This is a genomic window from Microbacterium psychrotolerans (assembly GCF_031085295.1).
Classification (GTDB): Bacteria; Actinomycetota; Actinomycetes; order Actinomycetales; family Microbacteriaceae; genus Microbacterium; species Microbacterium psychrotolerans.
In genome coordinates this window covers 89,899-115,990 of sequence record NZ_JAVFWO010000007.1, presented here as the reverse complement: position 1 = coordinate 115,990, position 26,092 = coordinate 89,899, and the positions used below count along the sequence as shown (strand labels likewise).

The window sequence follows — 26,092 nt, the reverse complement described above, 5'->3', positions numbered from 1 at the left end:
TGCTCCGAGCGTCCAGCCGGCGGCGGTCTCGGGTCAGTGGGTGAGGAGCTTCGAGAGGAAGTCCTTGGCCCGGGGGCTCTGCGCGTTCGTGAAGAACTCCTCGGGAGTCGCCTCTTCGACGATCTGGCCGTCGGCCATGAACACGACGCGGTCGGCCGCCTTGCGGGCGAATCCCATCTCGTGCGTCACGACGATCATCGTCATGCCGTCCTGGGCGAGCCCGACCATCACGTCGAGCACCTCGTTGATCATCTCGGGGTCGAGCGCGCTCGTCGGCTCGTCGAAGAGCATCACCTTCGGCTGCATGGCCAGTGCGCGGGCGATGGCGACGCGCTGCTGCTGGCCGCCCGACAGCTGCGCGGGGAGCTTGGATGCCTGCTGCGCGACGCCGACCCGGTCCAGCAGCTGCCTGGCGACCGCCTCGGCATCCGCCTTCTTCATCTTCCTGACCTTGATCGGCCCCAGCGTGACGTTCTCGAGGATCGTCAGGTGCGAGAAGAGGTTGAAGGACTGGAAGACCATTCCGACATCCGCTCGGAGGCCCGCGAGACCCTTGCCCTCTTTCGGCAACTCCTTGCCGTCGATCGCGATGGTGCCGCTCGTGATCGTCTCGAGGCGGTTGATCGTGCGGCACAGCGTCGACTTGCCTGAGCCGGACGGGCCGATGACCACGACCACCTCGCCGCGGTTGACGGTGAGATCGATGTCTTTGAGGGCTTGGAACTCTCCGTAGTGCTTCTGCACGTTCGAGATCTGGACGAGGGGATCACCACGGCGGACCGAGATGTTGCTCGTCGGCGTCGCCTGTCCGGCTGCATCTGGTGCCGGCGCACTGTCGTCGGGCGTCATAGCGTTCACCCTAGGGGCGAGCGAGGACACTCGGCCAGTAGGACTCCCGAGCCTTTACCGTTCCGTAACAGGGTCGGAATGCGAGCAGATCAGCCGGCGGCCCGCTGCGCGAAAGCGGTCTCGTAGAGGCAGACGCTGGCCGCCGTGGCGAGATTGAGAGACTCGGCGGCGCCGTAGATCGGCAGCCGCAGCGAGAGGTCTGCCAGGGCGAGGGCGTCTTCGTCGAGGCCGCGCGCCTCGTTGCCGAACAGCCACGCGGTCGGCTCGGCGAGCATGTCCCGCGCGGCGAGGAAGTCCCCTCCGCCGACGTCGGCCGCGATGACGCGGACGCCGGCCGCACGGGCCTTCTGGACCGCCGCCGCAAGGTCGACGCCCACGGCGACAGGCACGTGGAAGAGCGAGCCGGTCGTCGCGCGGACGACCTTCGGGTTGTAGGGATCGACCGTCCGCCCCGTGAGGATCACGGCATCCGCCCCGGCGGCGTCGGCCGCCCGGATGATGGTGCCGAGGTTGCCCGGATCGCGGACCTCCTCGCAGATCGCGACGAGACGCGGCGACGCCGCGAACACATCGCGGACCGACGTCGGCGACTGCCGGGCGACGGCGACGATCCCCTGAGGCGTCACGGTGTCGGCCATCGCGTCGAGCACCGCCTCGGTCGTGTAGACCACCTCGAGGCCGGCAGCCGTCGCGGCATCGCGCAGGTCGGTGTGCTTCTCGAATGCGGACGGCGTTGCGAAGATCTCCACGAGCGTCTCGGGCCGGTAGGCCAGCGCCTCGCGAGCCGCCTGCGGACCTTCGAGGAGGAACAGCCCCGTCTCCTGACGGGCGCTCCGCTTGGTCAGCTTCGCGACGGCGCGGACACGCGGAGAGCGAGGGTTCTCGAGCACGGCATCAGTCTAGGGTCGCGGCATCCTCTCACCGGAATGCGATGTGCCCTCGCGGTGCGCCTCAGCGGACACGAAAAGGGGCGCCCTCCGTGAGGAGGACGCCCCTTTCGAGACAGCGGACCGGCGTCAGGCGCTCTTCGGAGCGTTGACGTTCTCGGGCAGCGCCTTCTTGGCGGTCTGGACGAGCGACGCGAACGTCTTGGGCTCGTTCACCGCGAGCTCGGCGAGCATGCGACGGTCGACCTGCACACCCGCCAGGCCGAGGCCCTGGATGAAGCGGTTGTACGTGATGCCGTTCTGACGGGCAGCGGCGTTGATGCGCTGGATCCACAGACGGCGGAAGTCGCCCTTGCGCTTGCGACGGTCGCGGTACGCGTAGACGAGCGAGTGGGTGACCTGCTCCTTCGCCTTGCGGTACAGACGCGAGCGCTGGCCCCGGTAACCGGAGGCGCGCTCGAGGATGACGCGACGCTTCTTGTGGGCGTTGACGGCCCGCTTGACTCTAGCCATTTCGATTGATTCCTATTCCTGCGTCGGCGCTCAGAGGCCGAGGAGCTTCTTGGCGACCTTGGCGTCGCCCTTCGCGAGGACCTGGTCCTGCGACAGGCGGCGGGTACGGCGGCTGGGCTTGCCCTCGAAGTTGTGGCGAAGGTTCGCCTGCTGCTTCATGAGCTTCCCGCTGCCCGTGACCTTGAAGCGCTTCTTGGCGCCCGAGTGGGTCTTCTGCTTCGGCATCTCTTCTTCCTTCGTTTCACTTCCCGCCCAGGCGGGAGTCGGTATCCCGCGGTGCGGGAGTCTGTGGGGCCTATTCGGCCGTGGCGGTCTCGGACTCGGCGGCCGGAGCTGTCTCGGCCGCGGTGTCGGAGCTCTCCAAGTCGGCGTCGCCCTGCGGGCCGCCGTTGCGGGCGGAACGCGCTGCCTCCTTGTTGGCGGCGCGCTGCGCGTTCTGCTCGGTCTTCACCTCGGACTTGTTCTTGTGCGGCGCGACCACCATCACCATGTTGCGGCCGTCGATCGTCGGGTTGGACTCGACAGTGCCGAACTCGGCGACGTCCTCCGCGAACTTGCGGAGGAGACGCACACCCTGCTCGGGGCGCGACTGCTCGCGGCCACGGAACAGGATCATCGCCTTGACCTTGTCACCCGCCTGCAGGAAGCCCTCGGCGCGCTTCAGCTTGGTTATGTAGTCGTGGGCCTCGATCTTCAGGCGGAACCGGACCTCCTTGAGGACGGTGTTCGCCTGATTGCGACGCGCTTCCTTGGCCTTCTGCGCAGCCTCGTACTTGAACTTGCCGTAGTCCATGATCTTGACCACGGGCGGCTTCGAGTTCGGGGCCACCTCGACGAGATCGAGGTCGGCCTCCTGGGCCAGGCGCAGCGCCACCTCGATGCGGACGACGCCGACCTGCTCACCCGCGGGTCCGACGAGGCGGACCTCGGGGACGCGGATGCGGTCGTTGGTGCGGGGATCGCTGATGCGGAACTCCTTGGGTTTATGGGCTGGACCACCGCGACACATGTTCATGTCGCGGGCGGAGGAAGATCCACTCCACCCGTCAGACGCTTCGAGCGCCGACTTCCTGCACCCTCTCCTGTGACGGAGCTCCCGCCCGGTTGCCCTGGCGGCTACCCCTCCCGTTTCTGCGTGGCCGCAGGACGGTCGGGGCGGAGTGCATGACCCGGTAGCCTGGAACGGCAAGCGCGGGTGGGATGTGATCCACTTTCCGATCCGGTACAGAACGCACCGGAGACCGCAGCAGTCTATCAGAGAGAACGGCGTGGACACGATTCGAGACCAGGACGGCGATACGACGAGCACGACGGCGGTGGATGCCGAGCGTCAAGCCCGCTGGGAAGAGCAGGAGCGTGCGGCAGCCTCCGCCTCGCGCGACATCGCCGAGGTGCCGGCTGTCGAAGTCATCACCACCGCCGCCGTTCACCTGCTGAGCGCCGCCGCGGTGAAGGTCGGCCTCGCCGACGACCCCGCGACCCAGACGGACCTCGACGAGGCGCGCAAGCTCATCAACGCCCTGGCCGGCCTCATCACCGCAGGCGCTCCGGAGATCAGCGACATGCACGCGCGCTCGCTGCGCGACGGCCTGCGCTCGGTCCAGCTCGCGTTTCGCGAGGCATCCGTGATCCCCGACCCGATCGGCAAGGGTCCCGGCGAGAAGTGGACCGGCCCGGTCACCTGACGCGGCCCGCCACCCCACTGCGTCCGGCCCTGCCGACGTTCATGCCCCGCGTCTGGTCGATACCAGACCTCCATGCGGCGGATGTCGGGACACGGACCACATGATCAGCGCCGGCTAGCCGGAAGGACGGGCGGTGCCGGCTCACCCCCCGATGCCGAGTGCGGCCGCTCCCCTGGTCACCGCATCGATCGTGCGGCGGACCGCCTCGGAATCGGTGCCGTGGTTGCTGACGGCGAAGCGCACCACGGTGCGGCCGCGCCAGGTGGAGGACGACGCCCAGACGGTCCCTTCGTCGCGGAGCCACTCCCCCAGCGCCGCGGTCGTCGCATCGTCCCGCGTCGCGAGGCAGACCTGTGTGAACGGCACGTCGTTGAGGACCTCGAGCCCCGGGACGGCCTGGAACCCCGCGGCGAGGGCGGCCGCGGCATCCGCCAGTCCGTCGACCAGCCGCACGACGCCCTGCCTGCCGAGCGACCGCAGCGCCGCCCACACGGGCACACCGCGCGCGCGACGCGACAGTTCCGGTACCCGGTCATAGGGATCGGGGACGCTCGCCACCGCGGGGAGGTAGGCGGCGTGAGCACCCAGCGACGCGGTCATCGCCGCCTCGTCGCGCACGATCGCCACGCCGCAGTCGTAAGGGACGTTGAGCGTCTTGTGCGCGTCCGTCGCCCACGAGTCGGCGTCGGCGAGGCCGGCGACGAGATGCTTCAGACGCGGGCTGGCAGCCGCCCAGAGACCGAAGGCACCGTCGACGTGCACCCACGCACCTGCACGATGAGAGACCTCGACGGCGGCCGCGAAGTCGTCGAACGCTCCGGAATGGACATCGCCGGCCTGCAGCGCGACGATCGTCGGCCCGGTCCCCTCGGCGAGCGCGCGCTCGAGGCCGGCCACGTCGATGCGGCCCTGATCATCGGCGCCGACCGTTCTCGGCAGGCCGAGACCCGCGATGCGGCCCGCCAGCTGCATCGAGGTGTGGACCGCGTCCCCGGCCAGGAACCGGATCGACGGAGCCTGCTGGAGTCCGGCTGCCGGGTCGGCACCCGCTCGGCGGAGCACGGCGTCGCGGGCGGCGACGAGGCACGCGAGGTTCGCGGTGGTCCCCCCCGTCACGAACCCCACCCCGCTCTCCGCCGGAAGCCCGAGCAGGTCGAGCAGCCAACCGCCGGCGACCTCCTCGACGGCGGCGGTCGCGGGCGTGGGCTGCCGCGAGCCGGTGTTCTGGTCCCAGGCGGCCACCAGCCAGTCCGCGGCTACCGCAGCCGGGTAAGCGCCGCCGATCACGAAGCCGTAGAAGCGCGGCGACCCCATCGCCATGAGACCAGGCTCGGATGCCGCGACCAGCTCCTCGACCACGTCTCGAGGCTCGCTCCCGTCCTCCGGCAGTCCGCGCTCCAGACGCGCGAGCACGCCATCGACATCGAGATCGGGGCGGATCGGGCGGTCGGGGAGCGAGTCCAGCCAGCTCAGCGCGTGCCGATGCGCGACCTCGAGCGCCTCCCGGTACTGCTTCTTCGTGACACCGTCCATGCGAGCCCCCTTCGCCGAGCCGATCCTCCGCCGCCGGAGGGACCGACCGCAAGAGGACCCGCGAGTCTGCCGCGCGGCGCACGATCGCGCGACTGCTGACGGCCGGCCGGCTGCGCCCGCTCAGGCGCGGACGAGCTTGACCGTGAGCGAGTCGACGAGCACCGCGATGCGGTCGTCGGCCGCCCATCGCGAGGCGAGCCGCGCCAGCACGGCGTCGAGCTCGGCCTTCTCGAGGCCGTCCATCAGATGCAGGCGCACCACGAGCTCCGGCCCGCGCAGGCGCGCGTCGGGATCGCCGGGCTCCACGGACAGATCGATGACCGAGAGCTCGCCGCCGATGCTGTCGTGCAGTCCGGCGAAGACCTCCGGGGACAGATAGCTCGGCTCCCACGGCCGCCCTTGGCCGATCGCCCACACCGCCGGGCGACGGATGACGAACTCGGTGTCGGATCCCGGGTCGAGCACGATCAGATCGGTGTCATCGGCGGCGGCCGACAGGGCGGTGCGGATGCCGTCGGCGGGGACCGGCCGGGCTGCGGCATCCCATCGCTTCATGGCATCGACCGACGAGAACACCGGCAGCACCCGACGACCGTCGGGTGCTGCCACGGTGACGATCGACAGCTCCTGGGTCTTGTCGACCTCGAGACCGTGCGCGCCGATGCCGTGGTCGCCCTTCTCCGCGACGAGCGGGATCAAGAGGCGCGCCGCCCGGTAGGCGTCGATGACCTCACGCTGCCCGCCCGAGCCGGCGCGGAACGCGGTGAGTGCGGCCAGCAGCGCCGGATCGGCGGAGCCGTCGTCGGAGGCGTGAGGGTTCGCCTGGAAGCTGCGTCCCTCCCAGGGCACGCCGGCGGAGTCGCCGCCGGGTCCGTGACCCGGGGCGGCAGGAGGATCAGTATCCGGCGACATCCAGCGCCTCGGCGAGCGTGAACGCGCCGGCGTACAGCGCCTTGCCCACGATCGCGCCCTCGACGCCGAGCGGGACGAGGTCGCGCAGTGCCGCGATGTCGTCGAGGCTCGACACGCCGCCCGAGGCGACGACCGGCTTCGGCGTGCGCGAGGTGAGCTCACGCAAGAGCTCCAGGTTCGGACCCTTGAGAGTGCCGTCCTTGGTGACGTCGGTGACGACGTACCGGCTGCAGCCGGCCGACTCGAGGCGGTCGAGGACCGTCCACAGGTCACCGCCCTCTCGGGTCCACCCGCGGGCGGCGAGGGTCGTGCCGCGCACGTCGAGGCCGACCGCGATCGCGTCGCCGTAGCGGCCGATGACGTCGGCGGCCCACTCGGGGTTCTCCAGCGCGGCCGTGCCGAGGTTGATGCGCGACGCACCGCTCTCGAGCGCCGCCTCGAGGGTGCGATCGTCGCGGATGCCGCCCGACAGCTCGACCTGCACGCCCTTGACCTGCTTGATCACCTTGCGGAGCACGCCGACGTTGCTTCCGCGGCCGAAGGCGGCATCCAGGTCGACGAGGTGGATCCACTCGGCGCCCTGGCGTGCGAAGTCGAGCGCGGCGTCGACGGGATCGCCGTAATTCGTCTCGGTGCCTGCCTCGCCCTGCGTCAGGCGGACGGCCTTGCCGTCAGCAACGTCGACGGCGGGCAGGAGGACGAGCTTGGGTGTGGACGCGAAATCGTTCATGGCTCCTGGTTCAGGCATCGAAAGCTGTGGGGGCGGATCCGGGAAGCAGGCGCTCCCGCAGACGGCACGGTCTCAGAGGGTAGCCCTGCGGAGCCCGTCGATCCAATTCGCCAGCAGACGGATGCCCGCCTCCCCCGACTTCTCGGGGTGGAACTGCGTGGCCGACAGCGGACCGTTCTCGACCGCTGCGAGGAACGGTGCGCCGTAGTCGCACCACGTCAGGACCGGCTGGGGGAACGGCGGCTGGACGTCGAGCAGCCACTTCTGGGCACCGAAGGAGTGGACGAAATAGAACCGCTCGTGCTCGATGCCGCGGAAGAGGCGTGTTCCCTCGCCGGGCTCGACGGTGTTCCAGCCCATGTGCGGCAGGACGGGCGCGTCGAGCTCTGTCACGACACCGGGCCATTCGCCGAGCCCCTCGGTGTCGACGCCACGCTCGACGCCGCGCTCGAAGAAGATCTGCATGCCGACGCAGACCCCGAGGACCGGGCGTCCGCCGGCGAGGCGGCGTTCGATGAGCTCGTCGCCGCGGCTGGCGCGCAGCGCCTCCGCCACCGCACGGAATGCACCGACGCCCGGGACGAACAGACCGTCGGCGTCGCGGACCAGGCCACGATCAGCCGTCAGCCGCGCATCCGCACCCGCCGCCACCAGCGCCTTGACAGCCGAGTGCACGTTGCCCGACCCATAATCGAGCACGGCGACGAGCGGCCGCTCGCCGCCGGAGGGCGTGCCTTCGCTCACAGGGCGCCCTTCGTGCTCGGGATGCCGTCCACCAGCGGGTCGAGCGCTTTCGCCTGGCGGAACGCGCGGGCGAAGGCCTTGTACTCGGCCTCGGCGATGTGGTGCGGGTCGCGGCCCGACAGCACCCGCACGTGGACCGTGAGCGCGGCGTTGTACGAGATCGCCTCGAACGTGTGGCGCACGAGCGAGCCCGTGAAGTGGCCGCCGATGAGGTGGTGCTCGAAGCCCGCGGGCTCGCCCGTGTGCACGAGATAGGGACGGCCGCTGATGTCGACGACGGCCTGCGCGAGCGCCTCGTCGAGGGGCACGAGGGCGTCGCCGTACCGCGAGATGCCGGACTTGTCGCCGAGGGCCTCGCGGATCGCCTGGCCCAGCACGATCGAGATGTCCTCCACCGTGTGGTGGGCGTCGATGTCGGTGTCACCCGACGCGCGCACCGTCAGGTCGCTGAGCGAGTGCTTCGCGAACGCCGTGAGCAGGTGGTCGAAGAACGGCACCGTCGTGTCGATGCGGCTGCGGCCGGTGCCGTCGAGATCGAGCTCGAGCTCGACGGTCGACTCGCTCGTCGCCCGTCGCAGCGAGGCGGTTCGTGGTGCGGCGCTCATGCCGCCGATCCTACCGAGGCGAGGGCGTCGAGGAAGGCGGTGGTCTCCTCCGCGGTGCCCGCCGTGACCCGCAGGTGGGCGGGGATGCCGACGTCGCGGATGAGCACCCCCTCGTCGTAGAGCGCGCGCCACGTGGCCGCCGGGTCGGCCACTCCCCCGAACAGCACGAAGTTCGTCCACGACTCGTGCGGCGTGTAGCCGAGCGCCTCGACCGTCGCCGAGATGCGGTCGCGCTGTGCGACGATCTCGTCGACCATGCTCAGCATCGTGGGGGCGTGCCGCAGCGCTGCGGTCGCCGCCGCCTGCGTGAGCGCGCTGAGGTGGTACGGCAAGCGCACCAGCCGCAGCGCGTCGATCAGCGCCGGGTCGGCCGCCATGTAGCCCACACGCGCGCCCGCGAACGCGAACGCCTTGCTCATGGTGCGCGACACGACGAGCCGCTCGCGACCGGGAAGCAGGGTGAGGGCGGACCGCTCGTCATGCGGTGCGAACTCGAAGTAGGCCTCGTCGACGATCACGACGCCGTCCGTCGCCTCGTACACGGCCTCCACCACGTCGAGCCCGAGCGGGGTGCCGGTGGGGTTGTTCGGCGAGCACAGGAACACCACGTCCGGCGAGGCATCCGACACCTGGGCCGCGGCATCGTCCGCCGCGATCCCATAGTCGGCCGCACGGGTGCCGGAGATCCACTCGGCTCCGGTGCCACGGGTCAGCAGCGGATACATCGAGTAGGTCGGTGCGAAGCCGAACGCCGTGCGGCCGGGTCCGGCGAATGCCTGCAGGATGTGCTGCAGCACCTCGTTCGAGCCGTTGGCCGCCCAGATCTCGTCGCGGGTGAGACCGTGGCCGAGATAGTCGGCGAATCCCTCGCGGAGGGCGGTGAACTCACGGTCGGGATACCGGTTGACATCACTGAGAGCCCGCGCGATCGAGTCAAGGATGTCGTCGGCCACATCGGGCGGAACGGGATGCGTGTTCTCGTTGACGTTCAGGGCTACCGGCAGCGGCGCCTGTGGGGCGCCGTACGGCTTCTGCCCGCGGAGATCGGCGCGTAAAGGAAGGTCTTCGAGACGTGCACTCACCTCTCCCATGGTAGGCGCGCGTGGTGCCGGTCGACTGCCGCGTGACGTCGGGAGACGGCGAGCAGGCTGGAGCGACGGCTCAGCGACCGCTGTCGTAGGACGCCGGGATCGCGATGCTCTGGCCGGCCTGCACGACGACGCTGTCCAGAGCGTTCAGTCGCACGAGCTCATCGACGACGTCGCGCGGGTCGCGGTCGGGGGCGATGTCTTCAGCGATGCTCCACAGCGAGTCGCCGACGGCGACGGTGACGGTGGTGAACGAACCCGCGGGCGCGCCGGCGTCGCGCGACGCGAGGGCCGCGCCGCCACCGATCACGGCGGCGCTCAGCGCGATCACGGCGGGCAGTGCGGCGAGCACGGCGAGAACCCTCCGGCCACGAAGCGTGAGGCGCAGACGCGTGGACGCGCCGGCGGCCGGTCGCGTGGCGACCTGCGGCGATGCGCCCGCGGCGAACTGACGCGCCGTCCCCTGCACGCGCTGCGCCGCGACACGCGCGGCGCGCGCCGGCGACGGGACGGATGTCGTGAAGTCGATCGCGGTCATGCTGGGCTCCTCCTGATGGGGAGAGATTCGCATTCTCCACTCGGCCGGGAGTGGAGAATGCGAACCTCTCTTCCGAAGCTATCTTCGAGTCTGTAGGATGTCAATACCGGATCCGGGCGGCGATCTCTCGAACGCGACACGCGGCCGGGTTGTTCCCCAGAAGCCCGCGATCCGGATACGGTTTCGATACGAGAACCCCACCACGGGCCTCCGACATTCGAAGAAACAGCGCTCCATCGCCGAGCGCAGGACGGAGCCGGAAGATGAGCGACGCGGCCGGGCGAGAGAAGCCCCAGACTCGTCGGCGCAAGAGCCTCAGCGACAAGCAGCTGGCGATCCTCGAGGTGATCCAGCGGTCGATCGCGCGGCACGGCTACCCGCCGAGCATGCGCGAGATCGGCGACGCCGTGGGCCTGAAGTCGCTCTCCAGCGTCACCCACCAGCTCAACCAGCTCGAGCTGAGCGGCTACCTGCGCCGCGACGCGGGCAAGACCCGCGCGATGGAGGTGCTGATCGATCTGCCGGGCACCGCGACCGAGAGCCCCGCCGACGCCTCCCCGTCGGTGGGCGACGCGGCGCTGGTCCCCCTCGTCGGCCGCATCGCCGCCGGCGTGCCCATCACGGCCGAGCAGCAGGTCGAGGAGATCTTCCCGCTCCCCCGCCAGCTCGTCGGCAAGGGCGATCTGTTCATGCTGAAGGTGTCGGGCGAGTCGATGATCGACGCGGCCATCTGCGACGGCGACTGGGTCGTCGTGCGGTCGCAGGCCACCGCCGACAACGGCGAGATCGTCGCCGCCATGCTCGACGGCGAGGCGACGGTCAAGACGTTCCGACAGCGCGACGGCCACACGTGGCTGCTGCCCCGCAACTCTGCATTCGAGCCGATTCTGGGCGACGAGGCCACGGTGCTCGGCAAGGTCGTGGCGGTGCTGCGCGCGGTGTGAACCTCGCGGCGATGGAGCCCGGTGTCCCACTCGTGAGAGCCGGAGTTCGTCGCCGAGCCGCGAGGTGGGTGGCGGCGCGTCATCGGCACGCGCTATAAGGGGGGAATGACCGACCTCACCGCTGCGGACGAGACCGCCGAGCTCCGCGCACGCCTCGACGCCCTCGAAGCCGAGAACGCCCGCCTGCGCGCCGAGACGCCGCCGCCACCGCCGGCGTCCACGGAGAAGGCGCTCGGCAACCGCTGGCGGGCGTTCCTTTCCGCACTGTGCATCGTCGTGGCGACGATCCTCGTGCCGGTCTCCATCGTCGCCGCCTGGGCGCGCGTCGAGCTCGTCGACGAGACGCGGTTCGTCGAGACGTTCGCGCCGCTGGCCGACGACCCGCAGGTGCAGGCGATGGTCGCCGACCAGGTGACGGTCGCCATCGAGGACTCCCTCGATCTCGAGGGCCTGACGAACGACCTGTTCGACGGCATCCAGCAGCTCGACCTGCCGCCGCGCGCTCTCGCCGCACTCGACCTGCTCCGCGCGCCCGCGGCCCAGGGACTCCAGAACCTCGTCGACACCACGGTCACGCGACTGGTGCAGTCCGAGGCGTTCGCCGACGTCTGGGACACGGCACTGCGCGCGAGCCACCGGTCGCTCCAGGCCGTCGCCGCCGGCGGCACGTCGTCGGGTGCGGTGGTGATCGAAGCGAACGGCGAGGTCGGCATCCAGCTCGCGCCGATCATCGAGGAGGTCAAGAAGCGGCTCGTGGACCGCGGCATCGGGTTCGCGGAGTCGATCCCGGTCATCGACAAGACCATCGTGGTCGCGCAGAGCGACGCGCTCACCGTCGTCGGGACCGTCTACAACCTCGCGGTCGCCGCCGGCTGGTGGACACCGATCATCGCGCTGGTGCTGTTCCTGGCCGGCATCCTCATCGCGCGGCGCCGGTCCACCGCCGTGCTGGGCACGGGCGTCGGCATCGCGCTCGGTGCCGGCGTCCTCGCGATCGGACTGGGCATCGGCGGGTCGATCCTGGCTCTCAGCGCCCCGAGCCTGGGGGTACCGGCGGGGGCGCTGGCGTCCATGTACGAGCAGATCACCGCGGCGATGCGTGACACCGCGGTGGTCCTCACCCTGCTCGGCATCGTGATCGCCGTCATCGCCTGGATGTCGGGACGCTGGCGAGGCGCGCGCGCCGCGCGCGGCGGCGTCGCCTCCGTCAACGCGGGCGTGCGGGTCGCCCTGCTCAAGCGCGGCGTCGACACGGGGCGCTTCGGCGGGTGGCTCTACGCGCAGCGCATCCTCGTGCGGATCGTTCTCGGCGCGCTGGCCATCGTGTGGCTGATGCTGCTGCGCCCGCTCTCGGTCGGCGAGGTGTTCCTCGTGCTCGTCGTGTGGCTCGTCGTCTGGTGGGTGTTCGAACTGCTGCAGCGGCGCCCGGAAGAGGCCGCAGCCGCCCTGCTCGCGGATGAAGCCGCGGCTGCGGCAGCCGCCGAGTCCACGCCGGTCGTCGACACCGAGGCGGACACCGTCGTGATCGTCGACGACCCGGCCGACCCCGACGCCGACACCCTCGTGATCGAGACGGATGCCGCGACCGACGCGGCCGCGGCATCCGGATCGAAGAAGCGCTCCTAGGCCGGCACGGTCGCCCGCACCGCCTGCGTCGCCGCCACGAGGTTCTTCAGCGACGCCACGGTCTCGTCATACCCCCGGGTCTTAAGCCCGCAGTCGGGGTTGACCCAGACGCGCCGCAGCGGCAGCTCGGCGACCGTGCGGTCGAGGAGCTCCGTGATCTCGTCCACCGACGGCACGCGCGGAGAGTGGATGTCGTAGACGCCCGGTCCGATGCCGGCGGCGAACCCCGACGTGGCGATGTCTCCGATCACCTCGCCGCGGCTGCGCGCGGCCTCGATCGAGGTCACGTCCGCATCCAGCGCCGCGATCGCGTCGATCACCGCGTCGAACTCGGAGTAGCAGAGGTGCGTGTGCACCTGCGTGGCCGGCGCCGCGCCCGCGGTCGCAAGGCGGAACGAGCCGACCGACCACTCCAGGTAGGCCGGCTGGTCGGCGCGCTTGAGCGGCAGCAGCTCGCGCAGCGCCGGCTCGTCCACCTGGATGACGCGGATGCCGGCGCCCTCGAGGTCGGCGATCTCGTCGCGAAGGGCGAGCGCCACCTGGTTCGCGGTCTCCCCCAGCGGCTGGTCGTCGCGGACGAACGACCAGGCCAGGATCGTGACCGGACCGGTCAGCATCCCCTTCATCGGCTTGTCGGTCAGCGACTGCGCGAAGGCGGACCACGCGACGGTGATCGCCTCGGGACGCGCCACGTCGCCCCACAGGATCGACGGCCGGGTCGCCCGCGAGCCGTACGACTGCACCCAGCCGTTCTCGGTGACCGCGAAGCCATCGAGGTTCTCGGCGAAGTACTGCACCATGTCGTTGCGCTCGGCCTCACCGTGCACGAGCACGTCCAGCCCGATGTTCTCCTGCAGCGTCACCACCTGAGCGATCTCGGCACGCAGGAAGCTCTCGTACTCGTCGGCGGTGAGCTCACCGCGGCCGTGACGCGCACGCGCGCGCCGGATGTCGCCGGTCTGCGGGAACGACCCGATCGTGGTCGTCGGCAGGACCGGAAGGGCGAGTTCCACCTCCTGCGCGGCGACGCGGTCGTCGTAGTCGCCGCGGGCGAAGTCGTCCGCACCGAGCGCCGACGCGCGCTCGCGCACCGCGCCGTCGCGCACGCCGGGCGCGCTGCGCCGATCGGCGAGCGCGGCTGATGCCTCGGCCAGCGCGTCCGCGATGGCCGGACGGCCATCGACCAGTCCGCGCGCGAGGGTCGCCACCTGCGCGACCTTCTGGTCGGCGAACGCCAGCCAGGTCGCCAGGCGCGGGTCGAGGTTCGTCTCATCCTCGACATCGTGCGGCACATGCTGCAGCGAGGTCGAGGTGCCCGCGGTGACGGCGGCGGGACCCACGGCGCGCAGGGCCTCGAGCTTCGCCCACGCCGCCTCCAGGTCGCCGCGCCAGACGTTCCGGCCGTCGACGACACCTCCGACGAGGGTCTTGTCGGCCAGCCCATCGACCGGGGCGGGGACGGCGCCCCGCGTGAGGTCGACGGCGATCGCCTCGATGGGGGCTGCGGCGAGCGCCGCCCACGCCTCGTCCGACAGCTGCGCATAGCCGGCGGCGACGAGGATCGCCGGCCGGTCGGCCGCGCCCCCGAGCACCGCGTAGGCGCGAGCAGCGGCATCAGCCAGCGCAGCCGCACTCGCCGGCAGGCTCTCGCTCACGAGGGCGGGCTCGTCGAGCTGCACCCACTCGGCACCGGCCGCACGAAGGCTCGCGAGCAGCTCGGCGTACACCGGCAGCAGGTCGCCGAGGCGGTCGAGCGGGTCGAACCCCGACGGCGCGGCATCCGTCGCCTTGGCGAGGGCGAGGAGCGTGACCGGGCCGACGACGACCGGACGCACGGTGAAGCCGTCGGCCTTCGCCTCGGCGACCTGCCGCGCGAACCGGTCGGTCGAGAGCGCGAAGGTCGTCTCCGGGCCGATCTCGGGGACAAGGTAGTGGTAGTTGGTGTCGAACCACTTCGTCATCTCGAGGGGAGCCGCCTCTCCCGCACCGCGCGCAGCGATGAAGTAGGCGTCGAGGCCGATCGACCCGTCCGCGGCACGGAGCGGCGCGAACCGCTCAGGCAGCACGCCGACGGTGACCGCGGCGTCGTGCACCTGGTCGTAGAACGAGAAGGACTCCGGGATCGACGAGTCGTCACGGCCGAGGCCGAGCGCGGCGAGGCGCTCTCGCGCGGAACGGCGAAGCGACACCGCGGTCTCTTCCAGGCTCTCGGCGTCGATTGCGCCGGACCAGTGCGCCTCGACGGCGCGCTTGAGCTCACGGCGTCGGCCGATCCGCGGATAGCCCAGGATCGTGCCGGTCGGGAACTGCGGGCGGGGGTCGGTCATCTGACGGCCTCCTTCTCGAGGTGGGTGGTGGTGGTCAGCACGCCGGCCTCGCGGAGCACCGCGAGGACCGTGTCGTGGTTGTTGAAGGCGTAGAGATGGATGCCGGGCGCGCCGCCGTCGACGACCTCGCCGGCCAGCCGGGCGGCGTGCGCGATGCCGATGTCGCGCTGCCCTTCGACAGTGGGCTCGACGTCGAGCGCGATCGCGAGATCGGCGGGCAACGCCTCTCCGGTGAGTTCCAGCACGCGACGCAGCCGAGCACCCGAGGTGATCGGCATGATGCCCGGGAGGATCGGGATCGTGACGCCCGCCTCACGGGAACGCGCCACGAATGCGAGGTAGTCGTCGGCGTGGAAGAACAGCTGGGTGATCGCGAGTGTGGCGCCCGCCGCCTGCTTGGCGAGGAGCGCGTCGATGTCCTCGAACGCGTGGCGCGAGCGGGGGTGGCCGTTCGGGAACGCGGCGACGGCGATGTCGACGCGAGCCCTCTTCTCGACGCGCACGGCTCCAGGCACGCCGGGGATGAGCGCCTCGGTGTACGGTTCGCGCTCGGCCTGCACCCGGTCGATCAGCTGCACCAGCTCCGCGGCGCTCCCGAGGTCGCCCAGGAACGCGTCGTCCTCGGATGCGCCGGCCGGCGGGTCGCCGCGCAGGGCGAGGAAGCTCGTGATGCCGGCATCCAGGAACTCCCGGATGAGCGTGTTGGCGCCTGCGTAGGTGTTGCCCACGCACGTCAGATGCGCGAGGGGCTCGACGTGGGTCTCACGGAGGATGTGGGTCAGCAGCTCGAGGGAGCGGCCGCCGGTGGAACCGCCCGCGCCGTAGGTCACCGAGATGAACCGGGGGTCGACGGACGCCAGATGGCGGATGGTCTCGTGGAGGGCGGCGACGCCGGCATCGGATCGGGGCGGGTACACCTCGAACGAGATCGGCACGGGAGGAGTGCTCAGGTCGATGGACATGGGCCTGCTTCTCAGGGATCGGACTCGGGCTCAGCCGAACGGGAAGACCCGGGCGGCCGCGGCACCTCGCCTCCGCCGTGCGGCGGAAGGGGTGTCATCGCGGGCGGGTGCCGGGCTCGGCTGTCGCTCCTGCCCGGAACCCCCAGGTTCGGGGGGCGTCCTCGCGGACGACCGGGCGTCGATGCGTCCACGGTAGCGGAGCAGTCCCGCGGCCGGCCTCCTGTGACCTTCTGTTTCGATCGCACGATGCGCGTCGTTGGCCGTACCGTGGTCTGCGTGACGACACCCCACGTTCTCCCGTACGGCAGCTGGCCTTCTCCGATCGCGGCGGCGGAGGTGTCGGCAGCATCGCCTCGCCTCGAGGGCGCCCGTTTCGTCGGCGGCAGCGGACAGCCGGAGGTCTGGTGGGGCGAGTCCGTCGCCGAGGAGGGCGGCCGTTCCGCCGTGCGCCGGCGGGCGGCATCCGGTGCTGCCGTCGATGTGCTCCCGGCTCCGTGGAGCGCCCGGTCGCGCGTGCACGAGTACGGCGGAGGATCGTGGACCGCCGACGACGACGGCGTGCTGTACTTCGTGGAGAAGGCCGACCAGCGCATCTGGCGCCTCGCCCCCGGCGACGACGAGCCGCACCCGCTCACCCCCGATGTCGGCGACGTCCGCTACGGCGGGCTGACGCTGCAGCACGGCCGGCTGCTGGCCGTGCGGGAGGACCACACGGCGGGTGCCGCGCCGATGCGCGACATCGTCGGGGTCCCCCTCGACGGCTCCGCGGTGCGGCATCCTGCACAGCTCGTCTCGCTCGCCGGCGGCAGCGACTTCGTCGCGCACCCCGCGCTCTCGCCGGACGGCACGCATCTCGCGTGGATCGCCTGGAACCACCCGAACATGGCCTGGGACCGCGCCGAGCTGCGCGTCGGGCGACTGGATGACGGCGGGGTCGTGGAGTGGACGACCGTGGCGGGCGGCGAATCCTCGCCCGGCGAGGCGCACTCACCCCTGCAGCCGGTGTGGACCGGCGACGACGATCTGCTGTACGCCGACGATCCGACCGGCAGGTGGAACCTGTGGCGCCTTCGGCTCACCGCCGACCTGGACCACGAGCAGGTCGCGCCGGCCGATGCCGACACCGGCGGACCGCTGTGGGTGCTCGGCAGCCGCTGGTTCGCGGCCCTGGACGACGGCCGCGTCGTCGCGGTGCGGACGGACGGGTCCGACGTGCTCGTGCTGATCGACCCCGACGAGACGGAGCGCACGCTGCCGCTCGACGCCGTCACGCGCCTCTCGATCGAGGATGCCCGCGGCGGATGTGTCCTCGTTTCCGGCGCCGGCTCCGGCGGTGCCGGGCTCTGGGAGGTCGACGTCGACGCACCCGGTGCGGGCCGGCTGATCGTCGGCGGCGCCTCGCCGTGGGGCGCGGAATGGATGCCGCGGCCCCGCGCCGCCACTGTGCCCGGGCCGCACGGACCCGTGCACGCTTTCGACTACCCGCCGACCAACCCGCGCGTCGTCGGGGCCGACGACGAGAAGCCGCCGTACGTGGTCTTCGTCCACGGCGGGCCGACCGATCACGTCGGCGGCGCGGCATCCGGCAAGATCGCCTACCTGACCAGCCGCGGCATCGGCGTGCTCGACGTCAACTACGGCGGCTCGAGCGGTTACGGACGCGCCTACCGGGAGCGCCTGCTCGGGCAGTGGGGCGTCGTCGATGTCGACGACGTGGTGGCCGCGGCGCGCGGCCTGGCCGCGTCCGGCGCGGCCGACGGGAGTCGTCTCGCGATCGCAGGCGGCTCCGCCGGCGGGTGGACCGTGCTGTGCGCGCTCGCGAACTCGGACGCGTTCGCCGCGGGCATCAGCCGCTACGGCGTCGCGGATCTGCGCCGGCTCGCCGAAGACACCCACGACTTCGAGACCCGCTATCTCGACGGCATGGTCGGCCCGCTCCCCGAGGCCGAGGAGCTCTACGTCGAGCGGTCGCCGCTGACGCATCTCGACCGGATGCGGACGCCGCTGCTGATCGAGCAGGGGCTCGAGGATCGGGTCGTGCCGCCGTCGCAGTCGGAGGCGGTTCGCGATGCCCTCGCGGCGAACGGCGTCCCGCACGCCTACCTGGCGTTCGAGGGTGAAGGGCACGGGTTCCGCAGCGCCGACACGCTCGTGCGCACGCTGGAGGCGGAGCTGTCGTTCCTCGGCCAGGTGCTCGGGTTCGAGACGCCCGACGTGCCGCGGCTCGATCTCGACTGAACGCGCTCGGCGTCCCGCTCCTGCGCACGGCAGAAGCGGGACGACGCGGGGTCAGACCTCGAACGGCGCGAGACGCGCGGCGAGATGCTCGCCCACGCGAGCGTGGACGGCCGTGCCGCCCTCCTCGTGCTCCTGCGACAGGATCATGCCCTGCTCGTGAATGGCCGACACAAGATCGCCGCGGTCGTAGGGCACGAGTGCGTGCACTTCCACGGCGGGAAGCGGCAAGGCCTCCTCGATCGCGATCCGCAGCTCGTCGATGCCTTCGCCGGTGCGCGACGACGCGAAGATCGCCTTCGGCTCGAGACCGCGCAGCAGCAGACGGGTGTCGTCGTCGACGAGATCGGCCTTGTTGAACACGATCAGCTCGGGGATGTCGCGCGCCCCGACGTCGCCGATCACGTCGCGTACCGTCGCGAGCTGCGCGGCGGGATCCGGGTGCGACCCGTCGACCACGTGCACGATGACGTCGGCGTCGCCGACCTCCTCGAGGGTCGAACGGAACGCCTCCACCAGCTGGTGAGGCAGGTTTCGCACGAACCCGACGGTGTCGGTGAGCGTGTACACGCGGCCGTCGCTCGTCTCGCTGCGCCGGACGGTGGCGTCCAGCGTCGCGAACAGGGCGTTCTCGACCAGCACGCCTGCGCTCGTCAGCCGGTTCAACAGCGACGACTTGCCGGCGTTGGTGTACCCGGCGATCGCGACCGACGGGATCGTGTTCCGCTTGCGCTCGGCGCGCTTCGCGTCGCGCGCCGGGGCGAACTCGCGGATCTGCCGACGCAGCATGGCCATGCGCGTGCGGATGCGACGACGATCGAGTTCGATCTTCGTCTCACCGGGTCCGCGCGAGCCCATGCCCGCGCCGCCCGCGCCCACCTGGCCACCGGCCTGACGGCTCATCGAGTCACCCCAGCCTCGCAGACGCGGGAGAAGGTACTCGAGCTGTGCGAGCTCGACCTGAGCCTTGCCCTCGCGGCTCTTCGCGTGCTGGCTGAAGATGTCGAGGATCACGGTGGTGCGGTCGATCACCTTGACCTTCACCACGTCCTCGAGCGCGCGTCGCTGGCTGGGTGCGAGCTCGGTGTCGGCGATCACGGTGTCCGCGCCCACGGCGGCCACGATGTCGCGCAGCTCCTCGGCCTTGCCGCGTCCCACATAGGTCGCCGGATCCGGGTGCGGGCGCCGCTGCAGCACGCCGTCGAGCACGACGGCGCCGGCGGTCTCGGCCAGGGCCGACAGCTCGCGCAGCGAGTTCTCGGCATCCTCCGTCTCCCCCTGCGCGTGCACGCCGACCAGCACGACGTTCTCGAGTCGCAGCTGGCGGTACTCGACCTCGGTGACGTCCTCGAGCTCGGTGGACAGGCCCGGGACGCGGCGCAACGCGGCGCGCTCCTCGCGGTCCCACTGCTCGCCGTCGGTGTCAGCGCGCCCGATCGTGGTCTCGTCCTGGAGCGCCTGGGCGGCTCCGAAGACGTGCACCCCCGAGCGCGCTTCAGCGCGCGCCAGCACGCGATCCACCGGGTCGACCGGTGTCTCGTCCGTGCTCTGGGGTGTCGTCGTATCCGTCATGTGTTCCTTTCGGGATGCCTTTTCCGCCGTTCATCGGCCGGTTCGCGGCATCCGTGAATTCTACGCTCCCCTCCCGGGGAGCACCTCCGCTAGGCTCGTCAGCCATGGGGAGCGACCACTATTTCAGTGCGACGCCCGCCAGCCCCGAGAATCTGCGCCGCATCCGCGTCTCGCTCGCCGGACGCGATCTCGAGGTCACCACTGCCGGGGGTGTCTTCAGCCCCGACCATGTGGACTCGGGAACCGCGGTGCTGCTGTCGAACACTCCCCCGCCGCCGGCTGGAGGGAACTTCCTCGACCTCGGCTGCGGGTGGGGACCGATCGCGCTCAGCCTCGCACTCGACGCCCCGCACGCGACCGTGTGGGCCGTCGACGTGAACGAACGAGCACTGGACCTCGTGCGGCGCAATGCGGCGGATCTTGGGCTCAAGAACGTCAACGCCGCACTGCCCGACGATGTTCCCGACGACGTCGTCTTCCGCACAATCCGCTCGAATCCCCCCATCCGCGTCGGCAAGAACGAGCTGCACGGCCTGCTCGAGCGGTGGATCCCCCGTCTCGACGAGCGCGCGGATGCCTGGCTGGTGGTCCAGCGCAATCTGGGGTCGGACTCCCTGCAGCGATGGCTCGCGTCCACGCTCGATCGCCGCTTCAGCGTGTACCGTGCCGCGACGGCGCGCGGATTCCGGGTGCTCAAGGTGCGGCGCCACGGCTCGCCCCAGAGCGAGCCGATCGTGCTGCCCGAGCTCTGAGAGGCGCTAGGCGAGGGTGACCTCGCCGGTGTACACCAGGGTCGCCGGGCCTGACAGGAGCACGTGCCGGTCGCCGTCGAGCTCCGGCATCCGCACGCCCAGCGTGCCGCCGGGAACGTCCACGACCCAGTGGTCGGGGGCCGCGGGACCCGCCCAGTGCCGCACGGCCAGCGCCGCCGCCGCGACCCCCGTGCCGCAGCTCAGCGTCTCGCCGACTCCGCGCTCGAACACGCGCATGCGGATCGCCCCGACGCCGTCGCGCACGAGCGGGTCGCTGGGAACGACGAACTCGATGTTCGCGCCGTGCGGGGGCTCCGGATGCAGCTGCGGCTGCGCCGCGAGGTCGAGGCCCTCCAGCTCCGTGTCGTCGGGCAGCGCCACGACCACATGCGGATTGCCGACGTCGATCCCGATGCCCGGACGCGGTGCACCTCCGCCGCGGGTGCGGACGAGCACGCCCGAGTCGTCGACCGCGAACCGGCCGAGGTCCACCTCGAAGCCGCGGTCGCTGCGGGTGACGGTCTTGACCCCCGCCCTGGTGCCGATGGTGAGCGGTGCCGCGTCGACATCGGCCCAGCCGACATCCGCAAGGTAGCGCACGAACACCCGGATGCCGTTGCCGCACATCTCGGCCTTCGAGCCGTCGGCGTTGCGGTAATCCATGAACCACTCGGCTCCGGAGGCCGCAGCGTCGGCTCCCTCGGCGATCGCACTCGCCCGCACCACGCGGAGGATGCCGTCGCCGCCGATGCCGAAGCGCCGGTCGCACAGCACGGCGACCTGATCGTCGGTGAGATCGAGCGCGCCGTCGGGGTCGGGGACGATCACGAAGTCGTTGCCGGTGCCGTGGCCCTTGGTGAACGCGATCGTCTGCGGCATCGTCACAGTCTACGGTCGCCGGCGCGCCCTCCTCCGCGGGTGCGATTGCTATCGCTGTCACATCCCGGCGCCCCGCGGTGTCTTGTGGGTAGGACCATCAGGAGGAGACAGCATGCGCGGGGTTGCCATCGAGACCGGCCGGGCGCGCGGCGAAGAGGGGCGCCGCCGATCGGTGACCGACCGGGTCGCCGATCGTCTCGGGAGCATCCGCGCGTGTTCGGTCACCGTGTCGACGACAGCTGGGCGGAACTCCGGCGTCGCCGGGTCCCGACCCACTGGACGAACCTGTTCGGCGTCGTCCCCCTGGCGTCCCTCGTCGTCGTGACGGTGACGGGCATCCTGCTCATGTTCTTCTACACGCCGTCGACCGAGGGCACGGTATACGCCGGGTCGTACGCTCCGCTCCACGGCGCCACGGTGTCGAAGGCGTTCGCCTCGACGATGCACGTCACGTTCGATGTGCCCGGCGGCGTGATCCTGCGGCAGGCGCATCACTGGTCGGCGCTGCTCCTGCCCGCCGCGATCACGGTGCAGCTGGTGACGACCTTCTTCACCGGCGCCTTCCGACGGCCACGGCGTGCCATGTGGGTGCTGCTGGTCCTTGCCCTGATCGCCGCCCTCGCGAGCGGATGGAGCGGCTACGCGCTGCCCGACGACATGCTGTCGGGCACCGGCCTGCGGATCGTCGAGGGCATCCTCCTCGGCATCCCGGTCATCGGCACGGGGCTCGCGTCCGTGCTCTTCGGCGGGCCGTTTCCGGGCCGGATCATCGAGAATCTGTACCCGCTCCACATCCTGGTCTTTCCGGGGGCGCTCCTCGTGCTCGTCGCGCTTCGCGCCGTCGCCGCATGGCGGCACGGCCCGCCGCAGTTCCCCGGCCGGGGTCGTACGCCCGAGAACGTGGTCGGCGTGGCTCTGGTCCCGACAGCGGCCATTCGGGCGGGCGGGCTGTTCCTCGTCGTGACAGGGGTGCTGCTGCTCGTCTCCGCGACCGTCACGGTGAGCCCGATCTGGCTCTACGGTCCCGCCGATCCCGGCAACGCCGGCGCGGGAAGCCAGCCGGACTGGTACACCGGGTTCCTCGACGGCGCCCTGCGCCTGGTGCCGCCGGGCTGGGAGGTCGTGTGGCTCGGCCGCACGTGGACGGTGGCGATCCTGGCCCCGCTCGCCGTCGTCGGCGCCTTCTTCGCGGTCGTGGCCGCGTACCCGTTCCTCGAGGAGTGGGTCACGGGCGACCGTCGTGACCGGCACCTCCTCGACCGGCCACGCCTCGCGCCGACGCGAACCGGCCTCGGCGTCGCCGGTCTGGTGTTCGTGGGGGTGCTCTGGGCCGCGGGTGGTGCCGACATCATCGCCACGTCGTTCTCGGTGAGCATCGAACACGTGATCACCACGCTGCAGGTGGCGCTCGTGGTCGGCCCCTTCGTGGCGTTCACGATCGCTCGTCGGATCTGCTTCGGCCTGCAGAGGAAGGATGCCTCCCTGCTCCGGCACGGCTACGAGACCGGGCGGATCGTCCGTCTTCCGGGCGGCGAGTACGTCGAGATCCACCAGCCGCTCGACGAGGCGGAGCAGGCTCGCCTCGGGATGCCGGACGAGCCGACCCGAGGTGTTCTCGAGCCGATCGCGGGCGAGGCCGGTCCGCTCACGCATCGGCTGCGCGAGAGTATGCGCAGGTACTACAAGGGAGGCCGCATCGACGCCGAGCCCGCCGAGCACGAGTCGCGTGGCGGCACTCCGGCCCTCGTCCCGCCTCTCAGTCGGCGATGAGACGCTTTCCGGTGGCCCACGTCTCGAACGTCTCGTAGCCGAGCGCCCCGTAGAAGCCGTGCGCAGAGTTGTTCTCGGGCCGGACCATCAGCTGCACCTTGGGGCACCCGAGTTCCAGGAGTCGCTCCTCGGCGACCTCGACGAGGCGACGTCCGATGCCCTCGCCCCGCCGGGCGGGATCGCTCGCCAGGTAGTACAGCCATCCGCGGTGGCCGTCGTATCCCGCCATGACGGAGCCGACGATCGCGCCGTCGGCGACGGCGACGATGAAGAGCTCCGGCTGGACCGAGAGCTTGCGGTTGATGTCCTGGTAGGGGTTGTTCCACGGCCGGGTGAGGCCGGTGGCCTGCCACAGTGACACCACAGCCTCGGTGTCGGCCAGTTCGAAGGGCCGGATCGCGATGCTCATGCCGACGAGTCTGCCAGGACAGCGGCATCCGCTCCGGATTCCACCCAGCGCAGCGCGTCGAAGCGGCGGAACCATGAGACCTGCCGGCGGGCGTATCGACGGGTGAGCGCCTGGGTCTCGGCGATCGCCTCGGCTTCCGTCATCTCACCCGTCAGCTGTGCGAGCGCCTGCGCGTAGCCGATCGCGCGGCGCGCGGTGACGCCGTGCTCGAGTCCCCGGTCACGCAGCACCCGGACCTCGTCGAGGATCCCGTCGCGCCACATCGCCTCGACGCGGGCATCGAGGCGGACGACCAGCTCTTCGCGGGGCACCGCGACGCCGACGATGCGAGTCGCCGCGTGCCACAGCACCGGCTCGTCGGGAAGCGCCGCGCCGTGGGTCCGCTCGCCGAGCTCCAGCACTTCGAGCGCGCGCACGATGCGGCGTCCGTTACGGGGATCGACCCTGGCCGCCGTGGCGGGGTCGAGCGCGCGGAGGCGGGCGTAGAGCGCGCCGGGGCCGTGAGCGTCCAGCTCGCCCTCGAGTCGCGCCCGCAGCTGCTCGTCGCGGGGCGGGAATCGGAAGTCGAAGAGCACGCTCGACACGTACAGCCCCGAGCCGCCCACGAGGATCGCATCGGCGCCGCGGCTGTGGATGTCTCGGATCGCGGTGCGCGCGGCATCCTGATACCAGGCGACGGCCGCGTCGTCGGTGACCTCGAGCACGTCGAAGAGGTGGTGCGGGATGCCCCGGCGCTCGGCCTCGGGAAGCTTGGCCGTGCCGATGTCCATGCCGCGGTAGAGCTGCATCGCATCGGCGTTGACGATCTCCGCAGCTCGGCCGCGTGAGGCGAGGGCCTCGGCGAGATCGAGCGACAGCGCGGTCTTGCCGGTCCCCGTCGCGCCGACCACGGCCCACACACGCGGCTGCGAGGCCGCAGCGTCGCCTGCGGAAGGGCCGTTGCTCACGGTCGGGTCAGACGCCGATGCGAAGCGTCGGCAGCCCGAGGGACACCGCGCGCGGGGCGCCGGACTCTCCTGCCGGTGCCGGCACGCCGCAGGACTCCGCCTGCGAACGGTCCCACGCGTCGCCGGAGCGGGTGCGGCGGATGCGCAGCGGGGCTCCGTCCGGTGCGTCGGCGAGGAGGTGGAAGGGCGCGGCGTGGGTCACGACCACAGAGACGACGTCACCGGGGCGCGGGATGTCGGAGCCCGCGGGCACCTCGAAGTGCACGAGGCGGTTGTCTTCGGCGCGACCGGTGAGCCGGTGCGTCTCGGCATCCTTCTTGCCCTCGCCCATCGATACCAGCACCTGCACCTCGCGACCGAGCTGCTTCTGGTTCTCTTCGAGGGAGATGCGCTCCTGAAGAGCGATCAGGCGCTCGTAGCGCTCCTGCACGACCTCCTTCGGCACCTGGCCGGGCATCGTGGCCGCAGGCGTGCCCTCGCGGATCGAGTACTGGAACGTGAACGCGCTCGCGAAGCGCGCCTGTTCGACGACCCGCATCGTGTCTTCGAAGTCCTCATCGGTCTCCCCGGGGAAGCCGACGATGATGTCGGTCGAGATCGCCGCGTCGGGCATCTTGGCCCGCACGCGGTCGAGGATGCCCAGGAACCGCTCGCTGCGGTACGAGCGGCGCATAGCCTTGAGGATGCGGTCGCTGCCTGACTGCAGCGGCATGTGCAGCTGCGGCATCACGGCGGCGGTCTCTGCCATCGCGTCGATGACGTCGTCAGTGAAGGCCGCCGGGTGCGGACTCGTGAACCGGATGCGCTCGAGGCCGTCGATCTCGCCCGCCGCGCGCAGCAGCTTGCCGAAGGCCTGGCGGTCGCCGAATTCGACGCCGTACGAGTTGACGTTCTGGCCGAGGAGGGTGACCTCCATCGCGCCGTCGTCGACCAGAAGGCGGATCTCGTTCAGGATGTCGCCAGGGCGACGGTCCTTCTCCTTGCCGCGCAGGCTCGGCACGATGCAGAACGTGCAGGTGTTGTTGCAGCCGACCGAGATCGACACCCACCCGCTGTAGATGCTGTCGCGCTTGGTGGGCAGGGTCGACGGGAAGATCTCGAGCGACTCGAGGATCTCGAGCTCGGCCTCGCCGTTGTGCCGCGCCCGCTCGAGCAGGCTCGGGAGCGACCCCATGTTGTGCGTGCCGAAGACGACATCGACCCAGGGCGCCTTCTGCTGGACGACGTCCTTGTCCATCTGGGCCAGGCATCCGCCGACGGCGATCTGCATGCCGTCGTGCTTGTCCTTGCGCGACTTGAGGTGACCCAGCGTGCCGTAGAGCTTGCCTGCGGCGTTGTCGCGCACGGCGCAGGTGTTGATGACGACGACGTCGGCCTCTTCGCCGGCCTCCGCACGGACGTAACCGGCGCTCTCGAGCGAGCCGGAGAGGCGCTCGGAGTCGTGCACGTTCATCTGGCAGCCGAAGGTGCGCACCTCGTACGTGCGGGCACGGCCATCGACGTCGTTCGCGGCCGGCGACGGCGCGATGAGAGTCGGGGAAGCGGAAGGCGAAGACATGATCCCGCCATTCTACGAGCCGTGCGC

At 71.0% G+C, this 26,092-nt stretch carries 25 protein-coding genes; 6 read left to right on the top strand and 19 right to left on the bottom strand.

The genetic code is table 11. The annotated features are described in order from the left end of the window. Window positions 1–33 precede the first annotated feature (33 nt). The 5 genes from Q9R08_RS19345 to infC all read right to left on the bottom strand — a co-directional run bounded on the left by Q9R08_RS19345 (window position 34) and on the right by infC (window position 3,264). On the bottom strand, window positions 34–849 hold the full coding sequence (locus Q9R08_RS19345; RefSeq protein WP_308869815.1) for an amino acid ABC transporter ATP-binding protein: 816 nt from the start codon (window positions 847–849) through the stop codon (window positions 34–36). An 89-nt stretch (window positions 850–938) separates the two neighbouring features. Continuing rightward, the gene (locus Q9R08_RS19340) at window positions 939–1,739 is read right to left on the bottom strand and encodes a TrmH family RNA methyltransferase (protein WP_308869814.1); all 801 of its coding nucleotides are present in this window, start codon (window positions 1,737–1,739) and stop codon (window positions 939–941) included. 126 nt (window positions 1,740–1,865) lie between these two features. Next, window positions 1,866–2,249, bottom strand: coding sequence for a 50S ribosomal protein L20 (rplT, locus tag Q9R08_RS19335; protein WP_045297244.1), 384 nt, complete (start codon window positions 2,247–2,249; stop codon window positions 1,866–1,868). Window positions 2,250–2,279: 30 nt separating this feature from the next. Beyond that, the gene (rpmI, locus tag Q9R08_RS19330) at window positions 2,280–2,474 is read right to left on the bottom strand and encodes a 50S ribosomal protein L35 (RefSeq protein WP_194413854.1); all 195 of its coding nucleotides are present in this window, start codon (window positions 2,472–2,474) and stop codon (window positions 2,280–2,282) included. 70 nt (window positions 2,475–2,544) lie between these two features. Further along, on the bottom strand, window positions 2,545–3,264 hold the full coding sequence (gene infC, locus Q9R08_RS19325) for a translation initiation factor IF-3 (RefSeq protein WP_308869813.1): 720 nt from the start codon (window positions 3,262–3,264) through the stop codon (window positions 2,545–2,547). Between the two features lie 301 nt (window positions 3,265–3,565). Between infC and Q9R08_RS19320 the strand changes: the two genes are divergently transcribed. Continuing rightward, complete coding sequence (locus Q9R08_RS19320) at window positions 3,566–3,934, top strand: DUF1844 domain-containing protein (RefSeq protein ID WP_163620451.1); 369 nt, start codon at window positions 3,566–3,568, stop codon at window positions 3,932–3,934. Between the two features lie 141 nt (window positions 3,935–4,075). Here the strand turns inward: Q9R08_RS19320 and Q9R08_RS19315 are convergent, their stop codons facing one another. The 7 genes from Q9R08_RS19315 to Q9R08_RS19285 all read right to left on the bottom strand — a co-directional run bounded on the left by Q9R08_RS19315 (window position 4,076) and on the right by Q9R08_RS19285 (window position 10,084). Continuing rightward, entirely contained in the window at window positions 4,076–5,467 is a 1,392-nt protein-coding gene (locus Q9R08_RS19315) for a pyridoxal phosphate-dependent decarboxylase family protein (RefSeq protein ID WP_308869812.1), read from the bottom strand. A gap of 120 nt (window positions 5,468–5,587) precedes the next feature. Then, complete coding sequence (locus tag Q9R08_RS19310) at window positions 5,588–6,379, bottom strand: SseB family protein (protein WP_308869811.1); 792 nt, start codon at window positions 6,377–6,379, stop codon at window positions 5,588–5,590. Further along, on the bottom strand, window positions 6,363–7,109 hold the full coding sequence (gene priA / locus Q9R08_RS19305; protein WP_308869810.1) for a bifunctional 1-(5-phosphoribosyl)-5-((5-phosphoribosylamino)methylideneamino)imidazole-4-carboxamide isomerase/phosphoribosylanthranilate isomerase PriA: 747 nt from the start codon (window positions 7,107–7,109) through the stop codon (window positions 6,363–6,365). Before priA ends, Q9R08_RS19310 begins: the two co-directional genes overlap by 17 nt. 72 nt (window positions 7,110–7,181) lie before the next feature. Further along, on the bottom strand, window positions 7,182–7,853 hold the full coding sequence (gene hisH / locus Q9R08_RS19300) for an imidazole glycerol phosphate synthase subunit HisH (RefSeq protein ID WP_308869809.1): 672 nt from the start codon (window positions 7,851–7,853) through the stop codon (window positions 7,182–7,184). Then, window positions 7,850–8,458 (bottom strand): imidazoleglycerol-phosphate dehydratase HisB, encoded by a 609-nt coding sequence (gene hisB, locus Q9R08_RS19295; protein WP_308869808.1) that lies wholly within the window; start codon window positions 8,456–8,458, stop codon window positions 7,850–7,852. The genes hisH and hisB overlap by 4 nt, the downstream gene beginning before the upstream one ends. Beyond that, window positions 8,455–9,549, bottom strand: a complete 1,095-nt coding sequence (locus Q9R08_RS19290) for a histidinol-phosphate transaminase (RefSeq protein WP_308869807.1) — start codon at window positions 9,547–9,549, stop codon at window positions 8,455–8,457. The genes hisB and Q9R08_RS19290 overlap by 4 nt, the downstream gene beginning before the upstream one ends. A gap of 70 nt (window positions 9,550–9,619) precedes the next feature. Continuing rightward, complete coding sequence (locus tag Q9R08_RS19285) at window positions 9,620–10,084, bottom strand: LysM peptidoglycan-binding domain-containing protein (protein ID WP_308869806.1); 465 nt, start codon at window positions 10,082–10,084, stop codon at window positions 9,620–9,622. A gap of 263 nt (window positions 10,085–10,347) precedes the next feature. On the opposite strand from Q9R08_RS19285, the gene lexA reads away from it, so the two are divergent. Next, window positions 10,348–11,028, top strand: a complete 681-nt coding sequence (lexA, locus tag Q9R08_RS19280) for a transcriptional repressor LexA (protein ID WP_163620398.1) — start codon at window positions 10,348–10,350, stop codon at window positions 11,026–11,028. A gap of 105 nt (window positions 11,029–11,133) precedes the next feature. Beyond that, complete coding sequence (locus Q9R08_RS19275; protein WP_308869805.1) at window positions 11,134–12,654, top strand: hypothetical protein; 1,521 nt, start codon at window positions 11,134–11,136, stop codon at window positions 12,652–12,654. On the opposite strand, the gene metE is transcribed toward Q9R08_RS19275, so the two are convergent. Together metE and Q9R08_RS19265 are read right to left on the bottom strand one after the other, a co-directional pair. Beyond that, the gene (gene metE, locus Q9R08_RS19270; protein ID WP_308869804.1) at window positions 12,651–14,981 is read right to left on the bottom strand and encodes a 5-methyltetrahydropteroyltriglutamate--homocysteine S-methyltransferase; all 2,331 of its coding nucleotides are present in this window, start codon (window positions 14,979–14,981) and stop codon (window positions 12,651–12,653) included. The genes Q9R08_RS19275 and metE overlap by 4 nt on opposite strands. Beyond that, complete coding sequence (locus tag Q9R08_RS19265; RefSeq protein ID WP_308869803.1) at window positions 14,978–15,943, bottom strand: methylenetetrahydrofolate reductase; 966 nt, start codon at window positions 15,941–15,943, stop codon at window positions 14,978–14,980. Before Q9R08_RS19265 ends, metE begins: the two co-directional genes overlap by 4 nt. Window positions 15,944–16,189: 246 nt before the next feature. Here Q9R08_RS19265 and Q9R08_RS19260 point away from each other — a divergent pair, with 246 nt between their 5' ends. Further along, a complete protein-coding gene (locus tag Q9R08_RS19260) occupies window positions 16,190–18,181 on the top strand; it encodes a S9 family peptidase (RefSeq protein ID WP_308869802.1) in 1,992 nt (663 codons plus the stop codon). Between the two features lie 51 nt (window positions 18,182–18,232). Here the strand turns inward: Q9R08_RS19260 and hflX are convergent, their stop codons facing one another. Then, on the bottom strand, window positions 18,233–19,750 hold the full coding sequence (hflX, locus tag Q9R08_RS19255) for a GTPase HflX (protein WP_308869801.1): 1,518 nt from the start codon (window positions 19,748–19,750) through the stop codon (window positions 18,233–18,235). A 104-nt stretch (window positions 19,751–19,854) separates the two neighbouring features. Between hflX and Q9R08_RS19250 the strand changes: the two genes are divergently transcribed. Next, entirely contained in the window at window positions 19,855–20,502 is a 648-nt protein-coding gene (locus Q9R08_RS19250; RefSeq protein ID WP_308869800.1) for a class I SAM-dependent methyltransferase, read from the top strand. A gap of 6 nt (window positions 20,503–20,508) precedes the next feature. Here the strand turns inward: Q9R08_RS19250 and dapF are convergent, their stop codons facing one another. After that, window positions 20,509–21,381 (bottom strand): diaminopimelate epimerase, encoded by an 873-nt coding sequence (gene dapF / locus Q9R08_RS19245; RefSeq protein ID WP_308869799.1) that lies wholly within the window; start codon window positions 21,379–21,381, stop codon window positions 20,509–20,511. 213 nt (window positions 21,382–21,594) lie between these two features. Here dapF and qcrB point away from each other — a divergent pair, with 213 nt between their 5' ends. After that, the gene (qcrB, locus tag Q9R08_RS19240) at window positions 21,595–23,151 is read left to right on the top strand and encodes a cytochrome bc1 complex cytochrome b subunit (protein ID WP_308869798.1); all 1,557 of its coding nucleotides are present in this window, start codon (window positions 21,595–21,597) and stop codon (window positions 23,149–23,151) included. Here qcrB and Q9R08_RS19235 read toward each other — a convergent pair. Genes Q9R08_RS19235 through miaB form a run of 3 tightly spaced genes read right to left on the bottom strand, consistent with a single transcriptional unit; the run spans window position 23,138 to window position 26,065 of the window. Next, on the bottom strand, window positions 23,138–23,560 hold the full coding sequence (locus Q9R08_RS19235) for a GNAT family acetyltransferase (RefSeq protein WP_308869797.1): 423 nt from the start codon (window positions 23,558–23,560) through the stop codon (window positions 23,138–23,140). The two genes, qcrB and Q9R08_RS19235, sit on opposite strands and share 14 nt — an antisense overlap. Further along, window positions 23,557–24,507 (bottom strand): tRNA (adenosine(37)-N6)-dimethylallyltransferase MiaA, encoded by a 951-nt coding sequence (gene miaA, locus Q9R08_RS19230; protein WP_308869796.1) that lies wholly within the window; start codon window positions 24,505–24,507, stop codon window positions 23,557–23,559. Before miaA ends, Q9R08_RS19235 begins: the two co-directional genes overlap by 4 nt. A 7-nt stretch (window positions 24,508–24,514) precedes the next feature. Continuing rightward, a complete protein-coding gene (gene miaB / locus Q9R08_RS19225; protein WP_308869795.1) occupies window positions 24,515–26,065 on the bottom strand; it encodes a tRNA (N6-isopentenyl adenosine(37)-C2)-methylthiotransferase MiaB in 1,551 nt (516 codons plus the stop codon). Between the last annotated feature and the right edge of the window lie 27 nt (window positions 26,066–26,092).

Bases quoted from the DNA above. Each gene is read 5' to 3' on its own strand.
- Q9R08_RS19345 (WP_308869815.1), bottom strand. From the start codon at position 849: ATGACGCCCGACGACAGTGCGCCGGCACCAGATGCAGCCGGACAGGCG.
- rplT (WP_045297244.1), bottom strand. From the start codon at position 2,249: ATGGCTAGAGTCAAGCGGGCCGTCAACGCCCACAAGAAGCGTCGCGTC.
- rpmI (WP_194413854.1), bottom strand. From the start codon at position 2,474: ATGCCGAAGCAGAAGACCCACTCGGGCGCCAAGAAGCGCTTCAAGGTC.
- infC (WP_308869813.1), bottom strand. From the start codon at position 3,264: ATGAACATGTGTCGCGGTGGTCCAGCCCATAAACCCAAGGAGTTCCGC.
- Q9R08_RS19315 (WP_308869812.1), bottom strand. From the start codon at position 5,467: ATGGACGGTGTCACGAAGAAGCAGTACCGGGAGGCGCTCGAGGTCGCG.
- Q9R08_RS19310 (WP_308869811.1), bottom strand. From the start codon at position 6,379: ATGTCGCCGGATACTGATCCTCCTGCCGCCCCGGGTCACGGACCCGGC.
- priA (WP_308869810.1), bottom strand. From the start codon at position 7,109: ATGAACGATTTCGCGTCCACACCCAAGCTCGTCCTCCTGCCCGCCGTC.
- hisB (WP_308869808.1), bottom strand. From the start codon at position 8,458: ATGAGCGCCGCACCACGAACCGCCTCGCTGCGACGGGCGACGAGCGAG.
- Q9R08_RS19290 (WP_308869807.1), bottom strand. From the start codon at position 9,549: ATGGGAGAGGTGAGTGCACGTCTCGAAGACCTTCCTTTACGCGCCGAT.
- Q9R08_RS19285 (WP_308869806.1), bottom strand. From the start codon at position 10,084: ATGACCGCGATCGACTTCACGACATCCGTCCCGTCGCCGGCGCGCGCC.
- lexA (WP_163620398.1), top strand. From the start codon at position 10,348: ATGAGCGACGCGGCCGGGCGAGAGAAGCCCCAGACTCGTCGGCGCAAG.
- Q9R08_RS19275 (WP_308869805.1), top strand. From the start codon at position 11,134: ATGACCGACCTCACCGCTGCGGACGAGACCGCCGAGCTCCGCGCACGC.
- metE (WP_308869804.1), bottom strand. From the start codon at position 14,981: ATGACCGACCCCCGCCCGCAGTTCCCGACCGGCACGATCCTGGGCTAT.
- Q9R08_RS19265 (WP_308869803.1), bottom strand. From the start codon at position 15,943: ATGTCCATCGACCTGAGCACTCCTCCCGTGCCGATCTCGTTCGAGGTG.
- Q9R08_RS19260 (WP_308869802.1), top strand. From the start codon at position 16,190: ATGCGCGTCGTTGGCCGTACCGTGGTCTGCGTGACGACACCCCACGTT.
- hflX (WP_308869801.1), bottom strand. From the start codon at position 19,750: ATGACGGATACGACGACACCCCAGAGCACGGACGAGACACCGGTCGAC.
- Q9R08_RS19250 (WP_308869800.1), top strand. From the start codon at position 19,855: ATGGGGAGCGACCACTATTTCAGTGCGACGCCCGCCAGCCCCGAGAAT.
- dapF (WP_308869799.1), bottom strand. From the start codon at position 21,381: ATGCCGCAGACGATCGCGTTCACCAAGGGCCACGGCACCGGCAACGAC.
- Q9R08_RS19235 (WP_308869797.1), bottom strand. From the start codon at position 23,560: ATGAGCATCGCGATCCGGCCCTTCGAACTGGCCGACACCGAGGCTGTG.
- miaB (WP_308869795.1), bottom strand. From the start codon at position 26,065: ATGTCTTCGCCTTCCGCTTCCCCGACTCTCATCGCGCCGTCGCCGGCC.